Consider the following 13,983-nt stretch of genomic DNA (forward strand, 5'->3'; position numbering starts at 1 on the left):
TCAGGCACCTCCTTTGGCGGGTTTCTCGGTGATGTAGACGCCGTCCTGGAAGACGCGCACGTCCTTCCCCGAGACCGTCGTCAGCTGTTCGATGTCGGCGGCCGTCTGGCCGACCGCTTCCTTGTCGGGACCGGACACCGTGATCAGCTCCTCGTCGACCTCGACGTCGGTGTCGCCGTGGACCTGCGTCCGACGGGCGGCCTTCTCGCCGAGGAAGTTCTCGATCACGACCTCGCCGTTCTCGGCGCGCACCTGCATCGGGAAGTGGGAGTAGAACACTTCGAGCGTGTACTCCCAGCCCTCGGTGACGCCGTGGAGCATGTTCGCGACGTGGCTGCGGAACGTGCCGACCGTCGCGGTGGTCTTCGCGTCCTCGTTCTCGCTCTCGATGACGACGGCGCCGTCGTCGACCGAGACCGTCACGTCGGGGTACCAGAGGCGTCGCGTGACGCTTCCGTTCGGTCCCTCGACGGTCAGCTCGAGGTGGTCGACCTCGGCGCTGACCTCGTCCGGTAGTTCGACTGTTTCCTTCATTGTCAGTACACGTACGCGATGACCTGGCCACCGATGCCCTGTTCGCGGGCCTCGTAGTGGCTCATGATGCCGTGGCTGGTCGTGACGACGAGCGTCCCGTAGTCGCGGGCGGGGAGGAACCGCTTCTCCCACTTCTCGAACTCGTCGGCGCCAGCGGAGTAACGGGGCTTGACCGGCCCGCACTCGTTGATGGCACCCTTCAATTCGACCTCGAACTGACCGGACTTGCCGTCGTCGACGAACTCGAAGCTGTCGACGTACCCGCGGTCGTAGAAGACCTCGAGTACCTGTCCGATCTCGTTCGAGGCGGGCGATACCTCGTGCGTGAGATGCCCCACGCTCTCGGCGTTACTGATGCCGGAGAGCGCGTTGCTGAGGGGATCGTTTGCTGTCATGGTTATCGATACTTCTTGAATCCCATCGAGCGGGCGATCTCGCGGAAGCACTGTCGGCACAGCCAGATGTCGTACTTACCGACCAGGCCCTGCTTGCGGCCGCAGCGCTGGCACTCCTCGAGCTGGCCCGTGCGCTTGGTGGCGTGCTCGCCCGTCTGTTCGTTGCCGTTCTCGCTTTCGCTCATTTGGATACCTCCGCGTCGAAGGTCGACTCGACGTAGCGGACCGCGTCCTCGGGGTCGAGTCGGTGGTTCGAGGGGATCGAGCGGCTGGCCTTGTCGCGCTTGGCGACGCGGTAGCCGGGACGCACCAGGTTGACGGTGACGTCCAGCCCGAAGATCCCGATGCTCGGGTCGTACTCCTGGCTCGGGAAGTCGGTGTGCTCCTCGACCCCGAAGCTGAAGTTGCCGGTGTCGTCGAACTGCGAGGCCTGCAGGTCGGCCAGCGGCAGCGCGGTCTCCAGGAACTCGTGGGCGTCGTCGGCTCGAAGGGTGACCTTCGCGCCGATCGGGTCGCCCTGACGGATCCCGAAGTCCGGCTTCGTCGCTTTGGCGAGCGTTCGAACGCTCTCCTGGCCGGTGACCTCCTCGATGATCTCCTCGGCGTTGGCGAGTTCGCGGCCGCCCTGACCGACGCCCATGTGGACGACGACCTTCTCGACGCGCGGCTCGCGCATCTCGTGGAACTCCGCTTCAGCTTCGCTCATTCGTCATCCTCCTCCGTTTCGTGGTCGGCGGCGTCCTCGGAGTCTGCCTCCGCGGAGCCGTCCTCAAGGCCGCCCTCGACGAAGTTCTCGTCGATCACGACGACGTACGGCTCGACGGTCTCGAAGTCGTCGCTGTCGGCGATGCCCTCGACGAGGACGCCGTTATCGCCGCTGCCGGGAGTGACCTGAATCTCCTCGATCCGGCCGATCTCGCCGGCGTGCTGGCCGCGAACGGCCGTGACGAGTTCGCCCTCCTCGTAGGGGAAGTGGGCGACGACTTCGCTTGTCTCGTTGTCGACGACGACCGAGTCGCCGCCGCTGTACTGCTCTCCGTCCTCGACGAGCAGGTTCTGCCCGTCGTGGAGGTTGAGCTGGGTGTCCCCGCCGGGGACCTGCTGCAGGTCGTCGATCTTGCCGAGCTTGCTGCCCGCGGCGTCGGCGTCGATCTCGGTCAGCGCGAGCCGACCGCCCTCGTCGGGGAACACGCGGTAGTACTCCTCGCGCTGCGTGAACGCCAGGATGTCGAACATCCCGATCGGACGCGACTCGTCGGAGACGGCGTCGCCGTTGACGAGGACCGCGTCGTTGTTCAGCGCGTAGCGCGCTTCCTTCTTCGAGTCGGCGTAGCCGAGCACGTCCCGCATCAGGACGACGAGGGGGACGCCCTCGCGCCCGTGGGGACCGGAACCGGCCTTCACGGTGAAGGTCTCGGTCTTGCGCTCGACCGGCCAGGAGTTCGGTGCTGAGAGTCGTTTCTGGTGTTTCGTCATTCGCTATCACCTCGGAGACGGGCCTCGCGCCGATCGTCCTCGAGGTCGAGGTCCGTGATGCGGAGATTGCTGGCGTCCAGCGGCCGCGGGACCTCCTCGCCGTCGGCCTTCTCGACGGTGACGTCCTCGACGTGGACGACGCCGTCCTTCAGGTCGACGGCGACGACCTCTTCTTCCTCTCCGGCGTGGTCACCGCGCATGACCTCGACCGTGTCGCCCGCGTTGACGCGGACGCGACGACGGTCGAACTCGTCGCGGAGCTCGTCGGAAAGGGTGGCGCGGACCTGCTTGTGTCGCTCGTGCAGGGGCGCGTCGTCCGTCTGATTTCGCTGTTTGCGTGGTTGTCGTGTCATACTATACGATCATCGTAGCGGTGCTTGCGATGCTTCCGAACCGCTCTGCGACCTCCCGCGCGATGGGACCCTTGATCTCGGTCCCGCGGGGCTCCTCGTTCTCGTCGATGACGACGGCAGCGTTGTCCTCGAATTTGAGGCGCGTGCCGTCGGGTCGACGGATCGACTTGCGCTGGCGGACGACCACGGCCTCGAGCACCTGGCGACGCATCTCGGGCGTCCCCTTGGTGACCGACACGGTGATCTTGTCGCCGATCCCCGCCTTCGGGTGGCGGTTCTTGGCGCCGGAGTAGCCGGCGACGCTGATGACCTTCAGCTCACGGGCGCCGGTGTTGTCGGCGCACGTGATCAGCGAGCCCTTCTCGAGGCCCTGGGTCACGTCGGCGTTCAGCGCTTCCATCAGTCGCCACCTCCCGCGGCGGCGTCCTCGTCGTCGACCTGCTCGACGACGACGTGGCTCTTGGTCTTCGAGAGCGGTCGCGTCTCTGCGATGCGAACCGTGTCGCCGACCGAGAGGCCGAGACACTCCGGCGCGTGGGCCGGCACTCGGCTGCGTCGCTTCATCAGTCGATCGTACTTCGGCACGTTCACGTCGTACTCGCGTTCGACGATCACGGTCTTCGTCATGTCTGTGGAGGCCACCTCGCCCTCGAGCGTCTGGCCGCGCACGGATAGCGATCCGTGGAACGGGCAGTTCTCGTCGGAGCAGGTGGTCTCCGGCTCTGGTACGTTTAATCCGATTGCCATGGTGAATTCCCTCGTGTTTCGGTGCGTTCGGCGGGTCGTGAGAGCAGTCGCGAGCCATCCACCGTAACGTAGGTCACGCCATCGCCGGAGGGGACGTCGGCGTCGGTTTCCCGATCGCCGGCCGGTCGGCCGGCAAGCGCAGGTCCGTCCTGCGCGGTCGCCGTCTGCCCTGCCTCCAGTTCTGACGCGATCCCCGATCCCTTCTCGGGATCGGCGGCTTCATCTGTGGCGTGCCCGCTGGCACGGTCTTCGATCGCGAACTCGAATTTCGAGCCCTGCTTCGGCACCTGTCGCACCCGAGAGTCGCCGCTGTCCGCCGCTCGCGGGCTCGGCCCGCTCGCGTCGTTCGAGGCGCGTCGCGCCTCGCAGTCGAGATGGAGGGTGTTGGCCGTCTCGACGACGACCCGCCCCTCGATCCCGATCAGGTCGGCGTTCGGAGCCTCGACGACCCGCGCGTGCAGGCCGTTGAGCTCGTGTCGCGGCAGCGTCTCGGGTGTCAGTGGCATGTTATTCCTCGTCTTCGAGATCGCCTTCCTCGCGCTGGATCGTCTTGATCCGCGCGACGGCCTTGCGAAGCTCGCTGATGCGGCCCGGATCCTCCGGGGCGCCACCAGCGGCCTGTACGGCCTTCGCGTTGAGCAGCTCGGTCTCGAACTCCTCGAGTTCGGCCTCGCGCTCGGCGGGCGTCATGTCGCGGATCTCCTCGGGGTGAAGGATCGGCATCAGGCGTCACCTCCCTCTTCGGAGTCCTCGTCGTCGGCCGCTTCCTCGTCTTCCATCTCCTCCATCAGCTCGTCGGCCTCGGCCTCGACGTCCTCTTCGAGCTCGTCGAGCTCCTCGGCGATCTCCTCTTCCTCGTCGCCGGGGACCTCGACGTCCTCGAACTCCTCGTCGTCGGCTTCGGCGGCCTCCTCGACGACTTCCTCGTCGAGGACTTCTTCGGCCGAGTCGGCTTCTACGTCGGCCTCGCTGGCTTCGGCGGCGCCCTCTTCGAGCTCCTCGAGTTCTTCCTCGTCGGGCTCCTCGAGCAGCTCCTCGACGCCCTCGCCGGTCTCGACTTCCTCTTCGAGGGCGGACACGTCGGCGTCCTCCTCGATCTCGAAGTCGTCGGGCAGCTCGGCGCCCGGCGGGATGATCTTGACGTCCACGCCGATCGTCCCGAGCTTCATGACGGCGACGCCCTGGCCGTGGTCGACGATCGTCTCGGCGGGCTCGCCGTTGTGCTTGATGTAGCCGTCGTTGAACTTCTCGACGCGCGAGCGCGCGCCGGTGACCTTCCCGGAGAGGACGATCTCGGCGCCCAGCGCGCCGGCGTCCATGATGCGTTCGAGCGTGGTGTGGCCCGCCTTGCGGAAGTACCAGCCGCGCTCGAGTGCGTTCGCGAGTCGGTCGGCGACGATCCGGGCGTTCAGATCGGGTTCGTCGACCTCCTGAACGTCGATCTGGGGGTCCTCGAGGTTGAACTTCTCCTCGAGGGCCGTCGTGATCTTCCGGATGTTCTCGCCGCCCTTGCCGATCACCATACCGGGCTTCTCGGCTTTCAGGACGATCTGGGTGCCCATCGGCGTCTTGGCGACGTCCATGCCGCCGTAGCCGGCGCGACCCAGTTCGTCGGCGAAGAACTCGTCGATCTGGGACTTCTGCATCCCGTCCTCGATGAACTGGTGTTCGTCTGCCATTATTCGTCAGCCTCCTTGAGGATGAGTTCGACGTCCACTTCGATCGTGTTCCAGGCCGTCGCTCGGCCCATCGCGCGGGGCTTGCGGCCCTGCACCTCGCCGACCTTGTGGGCGGCGACGTGCTCGATGATCATCTCCTCGCCGTCGAACCCCTGGTGGTCGGCGTTGTTGACGGCGTTCTCGATCAGGTCGAGGAACTCGCCGCTGGCCTTCTCGGGGTAGCGACCGGCGTCCCAGCCGTCGACGCCGGACTTGTGGCCGACGCCGCTGTTGTGCTGGCGGAACGGGACGGGCTGTTCCTCGGCGATGACCGCTTCGAGGTACTCGGTGGCCTCGGCGGCGGTCTTGCCCTTGATCTCCCGGGCGATCGCCTTGCTGTGCTTGTGGCTCATGTGACGCTCCCGGAGCATGGCTTTCGCCGTCGAATCCGGGTCCACGTCGACGCTGTAGTTGATTCCCATGGTTTACTTGAGCGGTACGAACTTCGACGAGCGGGTCGCGCCGATGCCGGCCTGACCGTGCTCGACGGAGGTCCGGGTGAGCTGGAACTCGCCGAGGTAGTGGCCGATCATCTCGGGCTCGACCTCGACGCGCTCGAAGCTCTGGCCGGTGTAGACGGCGAACGTCAGTCCGACGAACTCGGGCAGGATCGGCATGTCGCGCAGGTGCGTTCGGATCGGGTCGTTGGCCGTCTCCTCTTCGCCCTTCTCGCTTGCCTTCTCGAGCAGCTTCTCGTGCTCGACGCTGAGCCCGCGCTCGATAGTTCGCCGCTGGCGTGCGGGGAGCAGTTCCGCGACTTCCTCGCGCTCCATCTCCTGCAGCTCGTCGAGTGTGTGACCGCGGTAGGTGAACTCACCTTCGCGGCCGGTTCTGTATTCGGATTCGCTCATTCGTTCCCACCTCGTCCGGTTCGCTTGGACGCGATGTCACCGACTTTGCGGCCCGGGGGCGTGTCCCGCGAGACGCTCTTGGGTTTGCCCGGGTGCTGGCGGCCGCCGCCACCGAACGGGTGGTCGACGGCGTTCATCGCCACACCGCGGACGCGCGGGTACTTCGTCCCGCGAGCTTTCATCTTGTGGTGCTTGTTGCCGGCCTTGACGAACGGCTTCTCCGTCCGTCCGCCGCCGGCGACGACGCCGATGGTCGCCCGGCAGTCGGGGTCGAGGCGCTTGACCTCGCCCGACGGGAGCTGGATGACCGCGGCGTCCCGGTCGTGCGTGATCAGGTCCGCGCTGACGCCGGATGCGCGAGCGTACTGACCGCCGTCGCCGGGGTTGGCCTCGACGTTACAGACCGGCACGCCCTCCGGGATCTCGGCCAGGGGGAGCGTGTTGCCGGGCTGGATCTCCGCGGAGATGCCGACCTGAATTCGGTCGCCGATGCCGACGCCCTCGGGCGCCAGCACCATGCGCTGGTCGCCGTCGTCGAACTCGACGACCGCCACGGGCGCCGAGCGCGCGGGGTCGTGCGTGATGTCGATGACGTCGCCAGCGACCAGGTCGCTGTCCTCTGCGGTCTTGTGCTGCTTGTCGGACTTGTAGCGGTGCGAGGGGGCTCGGAACGTCGAGCCGCCGCGACCGCGTCGTTGTCCCTGAATTCGTCGTCCCATTCTTAGAACACCCCGATTCTGGAGGCGACCTCGTCGGCCGCGTCGTCCTCACCGAGCTTCACGGTGGCCTTCTTGGTACCTTCCATCGTCACCTGCGTGTTGACGTCGACGACTTCGACGTCGAACCGCTCGGAGACGGCGTCGGCGATCTCGGGCTTGGCGGCGTCGATGTCGACGACGAACTGGAGCTTGTTCTCGAAGTCCATGTCGTTCATCGCCTTCTCCGTGACGAGCGGGTGTACGATCACACTGCTCATCGGTCGGCCACCTCCTCGAGTGCGCTCTCGGTGAACACCGTCAGTCGACCGCCCTCCGCGCCGGGCGCGAGGTCTTCGGCGTTGACCTCGGCGGCCGTCGCGACGTCGGCGCCGGCGAGGTTGCGCGCGGCCTTCGAGGGGCCGGTCTCGCTCGACGTGACGAAGAGGATCGACTTCGGCGTCTTGTACTTCCGTCCGCGGGTCTTCCCGCGACCCGAGCGGACCGATCGGTTCTCGTCGGCGCGCTCGACGTCCTCGTGGACGCCCAGCGACTCGAGCAGCGAGACGACCTCCTGGGTCTTGACCAGGTCCTCGAACTCGTCGTCGACGACGAGGGGGAGCTCGACGTCCTCGTCGAACTCGTGGCCGCGCTCGGCCACCAGATCGGCGTCCGCGGTGGCGGCGATCGCCGAGCGGACCGCCTTCTTGCGCTCCTTGTCGTTGACGTCGAGACCCTGGTCCTTCTCGGCCTTCGGCGGATGCGCCTTGCGCCCGCCGACGGCCTGGGGGACGCGGCGGGCCTCCCCGTTCTGTCGGGGAACGTGGGCCATGCCGCGACCGCTACCCGGCGACTCGGCCGGGGTTCGGAGACCGGCGTACTCATCTGCGCCGTAGTCCTGCTTTCGGTTTGCCTGGGCGGCGAGCACCGCGCGCTCGATCAGGTCCTGCCGAACCGTGGTCTCGAAGACCTCCGGCAGGTCGACCGTGCCCGCGTCCTCGCCGTCCAGGTCGCGTACTGTTGCTTGCATGAGTTATCCCTGGTTCGATTCCGTCGCTACGTAGCGCACCTCGGGGTCGAGGCGCGGCTGGTCGTTCGGTCGCACCGCCGTCCGCAGTCGGAGCAGGCGCTCCTGGGGGCCCGGCGCCGAGCCCTTGATGAGCGCGTAGTCCCCCTCGACCTCGCCGTAGTTGACGAAGCCGCCGTCCGGCGTGATGCCGTCCTCGCCGCCTTCGCCGAGATCGATGAGGCGCTTGTTGAGCTCCGTGCGCTGGTGGTAGCCGGTCTGACCCTGCTGGGGAACCGTCGAGCGAACGCGCGACGGGTTCCAGGGGCCGAGGTTGCCGATCCGGCGCCGCCAGCCCTGGCGGGCGTGCTTTCCTTTGCGTTTCTGGACGCCCCAGCGCTTGACGGGGCCCTGGGTGCCCTTGCCCTTGGTGACGCCGGCGACGTCGAGATACTCGCCGGGTCGGAAGATCTGGTCGGCGGCGTGCTCGCCGCCCTCCTCGATGAGCTCCAGACCGTACTCGAGGCGGTCCGAAAGGGAACCGCCGCCGATCCGGGTCTCCATGACGTCGGGCTTCTTCTTGGGGACGCTCTTGACTTCCTCGGGGACCGTGTGCGTGATCATCCGCAGGTCCGCGATCCGGCCGTCCTCGAGAGTCTCTCGAATCTCGGACTCGGCGGCGTCGCGGTCGTGGTCCTCGGGCAGATCCAGCGTCCGGTCGAGCTCCTCGTGGAACTCGTCGGCCCAGATCTCCGTCAGGGGCGTCTTACCGTAGGGCGTGTCCTCGTACGCTCGCAGGGCGACCGCCCGCATGGGCGGGGTCTCCACGATGGTGACGGGCACCGTCTCCTCCATTCCTTCGCGCGGGGAGTCGGCTTCGTCGTTGATCATCACCACGTGGGACATGCCGGCCTTGTAGCCGGCGAAACCCTGCAGCGTCGGCTGTCCGTCGTCGTCCGGCCACGATCTAAAGCGCGGTACCTCGCTGGTCGCGCGCTTGCGGGGGCCGAACCCCAACGAGCCTTTGCGTGGTCTGCTTGGTTGTGGCATTGTTATTTCACTCTGGTAGTGTCAGGCTGGCGAGTGAGGCGAACATCGCTTCTTCAGTTCGCACGACCTCGCTGCCCTGGTTCGGGACCGTGTTCAGCCAGAGGTCGAACCGGTTGGGTGCGCCCGATTCGACTGTGATCCGCGACGAGCCGTCCTCGTCGCTCGATTCGCGTTCGGCGGGGACGTCGTCCCCGCCCTCTCGTTGCCCCTCCGGGGCAACGCCGTCGACGGTGATACCGTCGAGCATCGCCGGAAGCCCTCTCTCGGGCGCGCCGAAGGCGACGGTCGTTCCGTCCGCCCTGACGCGTCCGGCCAGCGATCCGAGCCGCGACGTGGTGAGATTCTCGCCGAATCTCGACGTCGCGATCCGGACGCCGGCGTCCTCACGGCCGAGCGCTTCCGATAGGTCCGCGCGGTCGACCGAGAACCCCGGAAGGGGTGCCTCGACCAGCTTCGCACGGACCGGCTCTCGCGAAGAGATCCTGACTGTTACGCGCTCTCCCTCGGTCACCTCCATTCCCGGAGGGACGCCGAGCGAGATCGGGTGTTGCATTCCGCAATTGACCCGTACGCGCCCGTCAGGTCCGACCTCGGTCACGATTCCCTGTCTTGTCGACCCCGGACCGTCTGATCCGGAGCCGGTCTGCGACGAGGCGAGCAGCGGCGGCAGGATGCCGGCGTACTCCAGTTCGTCCCGACGCCCCCAAGCCTCCTTTCGGAGGTAGGGCGGCGTCGCGGCGTACCGCAACACCGTTTCGACGAACCCGCCGCCCCACCTGCGCTCGCCTTCCCCGTCGGGGAAGACGGTCAGGCGATCCGCCCGGAACACCGTCGCCGCGCGGGCGACGTAACCGATCTTGCGCGTCGCCTCGCGCTTGTCTTCGGCTTCCCGGACGAGGGACGACGGCACGAGCAGGCTGACTGTCATGCCGTGACGCTTCGACGCCTCGCCACTAGACTGTGCCGATGTTTTCCGGGCCGGTCCTATAAGGGTAGCGGAACGGATTCGGGGCTGTGAGCCGTTCACATCCGCGTTGTGACGGGTTCACGCGCTTTCGGGGCGGCGTCGCTTCGGACGATTCGGCTTTGCCCGCGTGCGTGTAGACCCTATTTGAGCGCCGCGGCGTCTCGACGAGCGAAGCGGCGGCGTCTCGCCGCCGCTGTGACGCCGGCGCCGACTCCGGCTCGCGCTCGGAATCGAGTACAATCGGCGTCGTGACGCCAAAGCCGACCGGTCGATTCGCGGCCGCCACCACGCGGTGCCGTCCCGTGGTTTCGCGTGACGGAGCGGCTTCGATTCGCAACCCTTTTACATTCCTCCCGCGATAGTTGTGATTGCAGACGAAGGGCGCTGGTAGTGTAGTGGTATCACGTGACCTTGCCATGGTCACAACCTGGGTTCAAATCCCAGCCAGCGCACTCCTCTGAAGACTACCTCCTTTAGATTCGTCTTCTCCATCGACAGGTGTTGGGGTGAAATAACGGTGAATGCCTGGTTGATTGAGAACGCTCTCCGAGTCACCGAGTAACCTGCCGAGTAGGTCCATCAAACCTGCGTCGTTAATATTCGACTCCAACAACCAGAAATTATAATTAGTTTCCCTTCCATGGACTAACCGTGGCAGGTCCCGACTACCTCAGACGAACGGCAATCACCCGTTTATCGGTGTCTGAACGGGAAGCGGACCTGCTGGAGGAGACCATAGTAGAATGGCAACGCGGCGCGAACATCGCTACAAGCGTGGGGTGGACGAATTCCGTCACCGACAAGCGGCGACTCCAATCCCTCTGCTACGACGATATTCGCGACCAGACTGATCTCGGGAGTCAACATACTATCCTGGCCTGTTTTCAGGCTGCAGAGGCCCTCAAGGGAATCCACACGCGCAAACAGGAGGGCCGAGAGTACTCGATGCCCGAGTTCACGTCACCGACGGTGACGTACGATGCGAAGACGATGACGTTGTTCGATGATGGAACCGTCTCGCTTGCGACGACAGCCAGTCGCATTCGGTGTGAGCTCGTTCTACCCGAGGACGAAGAAGGGTATCAATACCAGTATCTCGACTCGGAGGAGTGGCAGATCACCGAGTCTACGCTAACCGCGCGCGACGGAGAGTACTATCTGCACCTCGGCTTCCGAAAACATAGTTCCGAAAGCGAGACCGACACCGCAGAGGACAGGACAGTTCTCGGGGTCGATCTCGGTATCGAAAATCTTGCAGTTACCAGCACCGCTCACTTCGAGTCGGGACGACAACTCCTCCACGAACATCGAGAGTACGAAAAAGTCCGGAAAGGCCTCCAGAGAACGGGAACGGAATCGGCACGTCGGACGATCGTTCGGCGTGGAGACCGCGAAAAACGGCACAATCGCGACTACCTTCACCGCGTTTCGAACCGAATTCTCAGAGAGGCCTCGAAGTACGACTGTACGCATATCGTGTTCGAGGATCTCACGTACATCAGAGACGCGATGGCGAGCTCCCCGAGATTCCAACAGTGGGCGCACCGCCAGCTGGTCAGATACGTCTCTTACAAGGCCGAGGAGCAAGGTATCGAAGTCGAGTTCGTGGATCCACAGAACACTAGCCGACGTTGCTGCGACTGCGGATACACGAGTCAGAACAACCGAGTCAACCGCGAAGTCTTCGAGTGCAAGAGTTGCGGCTCCACCGCGAATGCAGATTACAACGCGGCGAAAAACATCGGATGGAAATTCGTCCGTTGTGGGCAACAGCACTCACAGCGGACGGGCGACAGTCAACTCGCCCTAAAGTCGGGGACTGTGAAGCCGAATCGGGGATTTGCTCCGTACCCATCAGTAGATAGTGGGGTAGAGGCAGAGAACACCGACAAGCCTGCTAGCTGAGAAACCGGGACGGTCACCTCGAGAAATCGGGCAGGCAGTTGGCATCCCAGCCGACCATTCCGTGTGAGCCAAACGGAGAGCAACGCAGTTCTTTCGGTGGCCAGGATAGTCCAAGATCGGAAGGCCAGGACGATCGTACAACTGGTGAACCAGTAGCGTTAGGCCTCCGGCCGCCGAACCGGCGCCCATGACAGTCGTCGCACTCCTGTCGGTCGCACCGGTGATCGAGGACAGCATGTCCAGAGAAGTCGCCAAGGCCGTCGACGCGCTCGACGACTACGACGTCGAGTACGAGACCAACCCGATGGGCACCGTCATCGAGACCGAGGATATCGAGGAGCTGTTCGCCGCGGCGCAGGCGGCCCACGAGGCCGTCGACGCCGACCGAGTCAGCACGGTGCTGAAGATCGACGACAAGCGAGCGGTCGAGACCGATGCCGACGCGAAGGTCGACGCAGTCGAGGATCATCTGGGACGAGCGCCACGGAGCGACCGATAGCGGCGGGTCGCTCGGCGCGGTCGGATCATCGTCGTCTCGTACGGGAGTCGAGCCCGTCGTGTCGCCACCCGAACCAGTTCCGCGAAAGCCCTTCAAACGAGCAGGGCGTACGTTCGGTCGACCATGGAACAGCTCAGCTTCGACGTCGAAGGGATGTCCTGTTCGGGCTGCGAAGGCAACGTCTCGGACGCGCTGGACGATCTCCAGGGCGTCAAGAGCGTCAACGCCGACCACGAAGGGGGGAACGTATCGGTCACCTACGAGGAGAAAAAGACCGACGCCGCGGAGATGAGCGACGCCATCGAGGGCGCGGGCTACGAGGTCGTCGGATAGGGCGCTGAAGCGAGTCGCAACTGGCCTGAACGCAACCAGCTACTTTTGCCGGGGACGGACGATCGATAAGCGGCGTGGCCCTCTGAGGAACGAATGAGCAGACGCTGGCTGTACGCGTGGGGACTCGGCTCGGCGGCGTTCGGCGCGGCGTCGCTGCTGGTGCCGCTGTACGTCGTGACGCTGGGCGGCGGCCCGGCCGATCTGGGATACCTGGCGGCCGCGGCGGCGTTTCTGGGCGCGCCCGGGGCGATCGTCTGGGGGCGACTGGCCGACCGGACGACGCGCCGGCGCGAGGTCGCCGTGGCGAGCCTCGCGGGCGTCGCCGCCGTGCTGGCCGCGACGCCGCTGCTCGGCGGGACGTGGGCGGTGATCGTCGCCAACGCGGTCCTGTGGCTGCTGGTCGCCGCCGCGGGGCCGGTGCTGACGCTGCTGGTCGTCGCCGACGCGCCGGAGTCGGCGTGGAGCCGCGAGATCGGCCTGCTCAACGCCTACCAGGGGTACGGCTGGGCGGCCGGACTGGTGCTGGGGCTGGCGTGGACCGCCGTCGTCGGTCGCACACTCGACCCCGCGACGGCCCAGCGCACGCTGTTCTGGGCGAGCGCGGCGTGCGCCGGCGCGGCGGCGGTCGGGATGGCGCGCTGGATGCCGCGGCCGGCCGAGCGCAGCGTCGCCCGCGTCGATCCCCGACGGGTCGCCCGGACGCTCGGGGCGTCGCGGCGCAACGTCCGCAGCGCGACGTTCGCGTTCGCGCCCAACCGGCTGTACTGGTCGACGCGGGCGATCCATCCCCGTCGGCTCGCCGAGCGGTTCACACCCGCGCTGGCGGGCTACTTCCTCGCCGCGGTGCTGTTTTTCACCGGCTTCGCCGCGTTCTGGGCGCCGCTCCCGCTGTTCCTGACCGACGCGGGCTACGGCGGCGACGCCGTGTTCGGGCTCTACCTGGTGTCGAGCCTCGGCTCGGCGGCGTTCTACGTCGGCGCCGGTCGACTGAGCGCCGAGTACGACCTCCGGGGCCTCCAGATCGGCGCGCTGGGCGTCCGGGGCGTCACGCTGCCGGCCGTCGCAGTAGTTGGGGCTCTCGGGACCGCGGCCGTCGGCGTCGGTCTGACCGCGCTGGCGTTCGCGGTCATCGGCGTCGCCTGGGCCGTCATCTCCGTCACCGCGACGACGATCGTCACCCGGCTGGCGCCGACGTCGCTGCGCGGCGAGGCGCTGGGCGTGTACGCCGCGCTCTCGGCGCTGGCCGGCGGCGTCGGCAGCGTCGCCGGCGGCTGGCTCGCCGCCGGCCCCGGCTTCTCGACGACGTTCGCCGTCGCGGGCGCGCTGGTGCTCGCCGGCGCCGTCCTGATCGGGCTGCTCCGCGAGATCTCGGCGCGGACCGCGATGGCGACCGAGACGATGACGGCTGAGTGAGGGGCCTGTAGCGAAACAGGAAGGTCTGCGAGAGCGCGCTC

At 66.4% G+C, this 13,983-nt stretch carries 22 protein-coding genes and 1 tRNA gene; 5 read left to right on the plus strand and 18 right to left on the minus strand.

Features of this window, described 5'->3' with window-relative positions:
- Genes ABDZ81_RS08990 through ABDZ81_RS09075 form a run of 18 tightly spaced genes read right to left on the minus strand, consistent with a single transcriptional unit; the run spans position 1 to position 9,753 of the window.
- Complete coding sequence (locus ABDZ81_RS08990; RefSeq protein ID WP_343773630.1) at positions 1–534, minus strand: 50S ribosomal protein L6; 534 nt, start codon at positions 532–534, stop codon at positions 1–3.
- Between the two features lie 2 nt (positions 535–536).
- Positions 537–929, minus strand: coding sequence for a 30S ribosomal protein S8 (locus tag ABDZ81_RS08995; RefSeq protein WP_256394005.1), 393 nt, complete (start codon positions 927–929; stop codon positions 537–539).
- 2 nt (positions 930–931) lie between these two features.
- The gene (locus tag ABDZ81_RS09000; RefSeq protein ID WP_097008248.1) at positions 932–1,114 is read right to left on the minus strand and encodes a 30S ribosomal protein S14; all 183 of its coding nucleotides are present in this window, start codon (positions 1,112–1,114) and stop codon (positions 932–934) included.
- Positions 1,111–1,635 carry a 50S ribosomal protein L5 gene (locus ABDZ81_RS09005; protein ID WP_343773631.1) on the minus strand — a complete coding sequence of 175 codons (525 nt, stop codon included), beginning with the start codon at positions 1,633–1,635 and terminating at the stop codon, positions 1,111–1,113. The genes ABDZ81_RS09000 and ABDZ81_RS09005 overlap by 4 nt, the downstream gene beginning before the upstream one ends.
- Positions 1,632–2,405, minus strand: coding sequence for a 30S ribosomal protein S4e (locus tag ABDZ81_RS09010; protein ID WP_343773632.1), 774 nt, complete (start codon positions 2,403–2,405; stop codon positions 1,632–1,634). The genes ABDZ81_RS09005 and ABDZ81_RS09010 overlap by 4 nt, the downstream gene beginning before the upstream one ends.
- Positions 2,402–2,758 carry a 50S ribosomal protein L24 gene (gene rplX / locus ABDZ81_RS09015; RefSeq protein ID WP_343773633.1) on the minus strand — a complete coding sequence of 119 codons (357 nt, stop codon included), beginning with the start codon at positions 2,756–2,758 and terminating at the stop codon, positions 2,402–2,404. The genes ABDZ81_RS09010 and rplX overlap by 4 nt, the downstream gene beginning before the upstream one ends.
- Position 2,759: 1 nt before the next feature.
- The gene (locus ABDZ81_RS09020) at positions 2,760–3,158 is read right to left on the minus strand and encodes a 50S ribosomal protein L14 (RefSeq protein ID WP_343773634.1); all 399 of its coding nucleotides are present in this window, start codon (positions 3,156–3,158) and stop codon (positions 2,760–2,762) included.
- Complete coding sequence (locus ABDZ81_RS09025; RefSeq protein ID WP_343773635.1) at positions 3,158–3,505, minus strand: 30S ribosomal protein S17; 348 nt, start codon at positions 3,503–3,505, stop codon at positions 3,158–3,160. Before ABDZ81_RS09025 ends, ABDZ81_RS09020 begins: the two co-directional genes overlap by 1 nt.
- On the minus strand, positions 3,490–4,011 hold the full coding sequence (locus tag ABDZ81_RS09030; protein WP_343773636.1) for a ribonuclease P protein component 1: 522 nt from the start codon (positions 4,009–4,011) through the stop codon (positions 3,490–3,492). The genes ABDZ81_RS09025 and ABDZ81_RS09030 overlap by 16 nt, the downstream gene beginning before the upstream one ends.
- Position 4,012: 1 nt before the next feature.
- A complete protein-coding gene (rpmC, locus tag ABDZ81_RS09035; RefSeq protein WP_343773637.1) occupies positions 4,013–4,228 on the minus strand; it encodes a 50S ribosomal protein L29 in 216 nt (71 codons plus the stop codon).
- Positions 4,228–5,184: a 30S ribosomal protein S3 gene (locus tag ABDZ81_RS09040; RefSeq protein ID WP_343773638.1), complete on the minus strand. Its 957-nt coding sequence runs from the start codon at positions 5,182–5,184 to the stop codon at positions 4,228–4,230. The genes rpmC and ABDZ81_RS09040 overlap by 1 nt, the downstream gene beginning before the upstream one ends.
- On the minus strand, positions 5,184–5,645 hold the full coding sequence (locus ABDZ81_RS09045) for a 50S ribosomal protein L22 (RefSeq protein ID WP_256394014.1): 462 nt from the start codon (positions 5,643–5,645) through the stop codon (positions 5,184–5,186). The genes ABDZ81_RS09040 and ABDZ81_RS09045 overlap by 1 nt, the downstream gene beginning before the upstream one ends.
- 3 nt (positions 5,646–5,648) lie before the next feature.
- Positions 5,649–6,074, minus strand: coding sequence for a 30S ribosomal protein S19 (locus ABDZ81_RS09050; RefSeq protein WP_343773639.1), 426 nt, complete (start codon positions 6,072–6,074; stop codon positions 5,649–5,651).
- Positions 6,071–6,793, minus strand: coding sequence for a 50S ribosomal protein L2 (locus ABDZ81_RS09055; RefSeq protein ID WP_256394016.1), 723 nt, complete (start codon positions 6,791–6,793; stop codon positions 6,071–6,073). Before ABDZ81_RS09055 ends, ABDZ81_RS09050 begins: the two co-directional genes overlap by 4 nt.
- Before the next feature lie 2 nt (positions 6,794–6,795).
- Entirely contained in the window at positions 6,796–7,050 is a 255-nt protein-coding gene (locus tag ABDZ81_RS09060; RefSeq protein ID WP_343773640.1) for a 50S ribosomal protein L23, read from the minus strand.
- A complete protein-coding gene (gene rpl4p, locus ABDZ81_RS09065) occupies positions 7,047–7,799 on the minus strand; it encodes a 50S ribosomal protein L4 (RefSeq protein WP_343773641.1) in 753 nt (250 codons plus the stop codon). Before rpl4p ends, ABDZ81_RS09060 begins: the two co-directional genes overlap by 4 nt.
- Positions 7,800–7,802: 3 nt before the next feature.
- Positions 7,803–8,825 (minus strand): 50S ribosomal protein L3, encoded by a 1,023-nt coding sequence (locus ABDZ81_RS09070; RefSeq protein WP_343773642.1) that lies wholly within the window; start codon positions 8,823–8,825, stop codon positions 7,803–7,805.
- Between the two features lie 7 nt (positions 8,826–8,832).
- A complete protein-coding gene (locus tag ABDZ81_RS09075; RefSeq protein WP_343773643.1) occupies positions 8,833–9,753 on the minus strand; it encodes a putative RNA uridine N3 methyltransferase in 921 nt (306 codons plus the stop codon).
- Between the two features lie 420 nt (positions 9,754–10,173).
- Here ABDZ81_RS09075 and ABDZ81_RS09080 point away from each other — a divergent pair.
- The 5 genes from ABDZ81_RS09080 (at position 10,174) to ABDZ81_RS09100 (ending at position 13,942) form a co-directional block, all read left to right on the plus strand.
- Positions 10,174–10,244 (plus strand) — tRNA-Gly (locus ABDZ81_RS09080).
- Positions 10,245–10,443: 199 nt separating this feature from the next.
- Entirely contained in the window at positions 10,444–11,697 is a 1,254-nt protein-coding gene (locus ABDZ81_RS09085) for an RNA-guided endonuclease InsQ/TnpB family protein (RefSeq protein ID WP_343773644.1), read from the plus strand.
- Between the two features lie 187 nt (positions 11,698–11,884).
- Complete coding sequence (locus ABDZ81_RS09090) at positions 11,885–12,196, plus strand: MTH1187 family thiamine-binding protein (RefSeq protein ID WP_343773645.1); 312 nt, start codon at positions 11,885–11,887, stop codon at positions 12,194–12,196.
- 123 nt (positions 12,197–12,319) lie between these two features.
- On the plus strand, positions 12,320–12,529 hold the full coding sequence (locus tag ABDZ81_RS09095) for a heavy-metal-associated domain-containing protein (RefSeq protein WP_343773646.1): 210 nt from the start codon (positions 12,320–12,322) through the stop codon (positions 12,527–12,529).
- A 93-nt stretch (positions 12,530–12,622) separates the two neighbouring features.
- Positions 12,623–13,942 carry an MFS transporter gene (locus ABDZ81_RS09100; RefSeq protein WP_343773647.1) on the plus strand — a complete coding sequence of 440 codons (1,320 nt, stop codon included), beginning with the start codon at positions 12,623–12,625 and terminating at the stop codon, positions 13,940–13,942.
- Positions 13,943–13,983: the final 41 nt, after the last annotated feature.

Source organism: Natronoarchaeum mannanilyticum, from assembly GCF_039522665.1.
In the GTDB taxonomy this organism is placed as follows: Archaea; Halobacteriota; Halobacteria; order Halobacteriales; family Natronoarchaeaceae; genus Natronoarchaeum; species Natronoarchaeum mannanilyticum.

What these genes read in the sequence shown, in the direction of transcription:
- ABDZ81_RS08990 (WP_343773630.1), bottom strand. Translation starts at nt 534, where the DNA reads ATGAAGGAAACAGTCGAACTACCGGACGAGGTCAGCGCCGAGGTCGAC.
- ABDZ81_RS08995 (WP_256394005.1), bottom strand. Translation starts at nt 929, where the DNA reads ATGACAGCAAACGATCCCCTCAGCAACGCGCTCTCCGGCATCAGTAAC.
- ABDZ81_RS09000 (WP_097008248.1), bottom strand. Translation starts at nt 1,114, where the DNA reads ATGAGCGAAAGCGAGAACGGCAACGAACAGACGGGCGAGCACGCCACC.
- ABDZ81_RS09005 (WP_343773631.1), bottom strand. Translation starts at nt 1,635, where the DNA reads ATGAGCGAAGCTGAAGCGGAGTTCCACGAGATGCGCGAGCCGCGCGTC.
- ABDZ81_RS09010 (WP_343773632.1), bottom strand. Translation starts at nt 2,405, where the DNA reads ATGACGAAACACCAGAAACGACTCTCAGCACCGAACTCCTGGCCGGTC.
- rplX (WP_343773633.1), bottom strand. Translation starts at nt 2,758, where the DNA reads ATGACACGACAACCACGCAAACAGCGAAATCAGACGGACGACGCGCCC.
- ABDZ81_RS09020 (WP_343773634.1), bottom strand. Translation starts at nt 3,158, where the DNA reads ATGGAAGCGCTGAACGCCGACGTGACCCAGGGCCTCGAGAAGGGCTCG.
- ABDZ81_RS09025 (WP_343773635.1), bottom strand. Translation starts at nt 3,505, where the DNA reads ATGGCAATCGGATTAAACGTACCAGAGCCGGAGACCACCTGCTCCGAC.
- ABDZ81_RS09030 (WP_343773636.1), bottom strand. Translation starts at nt 4,011, where the DNA reads ATGCCACTGACACCCGAGACGCTGCCGCGACACGAGCTCAACGGCCTG.
- rpmC (WP_343773637.1), bottom strand. Translation starts at nt 4,228, where the DNA reads ATGCCGATCCTTCACCCCGAGGAGATCCGCGACATGACGCCCGCCGAG.
- ABDZ81_RS09040 (WP_343773638.1), bottom strand. Translation starts at nt 5,184, where the DNA reads ATGGCAGACGAACACCAGTTCATCGAGGACGGGATGCAGAAGTCCCAG.
- ABDZ81_RS09045 (WP_256394014.1), bottom strand. Translation starts at nt 5,645, where the DNA reads ATGGGAATCAACTACAGCGTCGACGTGGACCCGGATTCGACGGCGAAA.
- ABDZ81_RS09050 (WP_343773639.1), bottom strand. Translation starts at nt 6,074, where the DNA reads ATGAGCGAATCCGAATACAGAACCGGCCGCGAAGGTGAGTTCACCTAC.
- ABDZ81_RS09055 (WP_256394016.1), bottom strand. Translation starts at nt 6,793, where the DNA reads ATGGGACGACGAATTCAGGGACAACGACGCGGTCGCGGCGGCTCGACG.
- ABDZ81_RS09060 (WP_343773640.1), bottom strand. Translation starts at nt 7,050, where the DNA reads ATGAGCAGTGTGATCGTACACCCGCTCGTCACGGAGAAGGCGATGAAC.
- rpl4p (WP_343773641.1), bottom strand. Translation starts at nt 7,799, where the DNA reads ATGCAAGCAACAGTACGCGACCTGGACGGCGAGGACGCGGGCACGGTC.
- ABDZ81_RS09070 (WP_343773642.1), bottom strand. Translation starts at nt 8,825, where the DNA reads ATGCCACAACCAAGCAGACCACGCAAAGGCTCGTTGGGGTTCGGCCCC.
- ABDZ81_RS09075 (WP_343773643.1), bottom strand. Translation starts at nt 9,753, where the DNA reads ATGACAGTCAGCCTGCTCGTGCCGTCGTCCCTCGTCCGGGAAGCCGAA.
- ABDZ81_RS09090 (WP_343773645.1), top strand. Translation starts at nt 11,885, where the DNA reads ATGACAGTCGTCGCACTCCTGTCGGTCGCACCGGTGATCGAGGACAGC.
- ABDZ81_RS09095 (WP_343773646.1), top strand. Translation starts at nt 12,320, where the DNA reads ATGGAACAGCTCAGCTTCGACGTCGAAGGGATGTCCTGTTCGGGCTGC.
- ABDZ81_RS09100 (WP_343773647.1), top strand. Translation starts at nt 12,623, where the DNA reads ATGAGCAGACGCTGGCTGTACGCGTGGGGACTCGGCTCGGCGGCGTTC.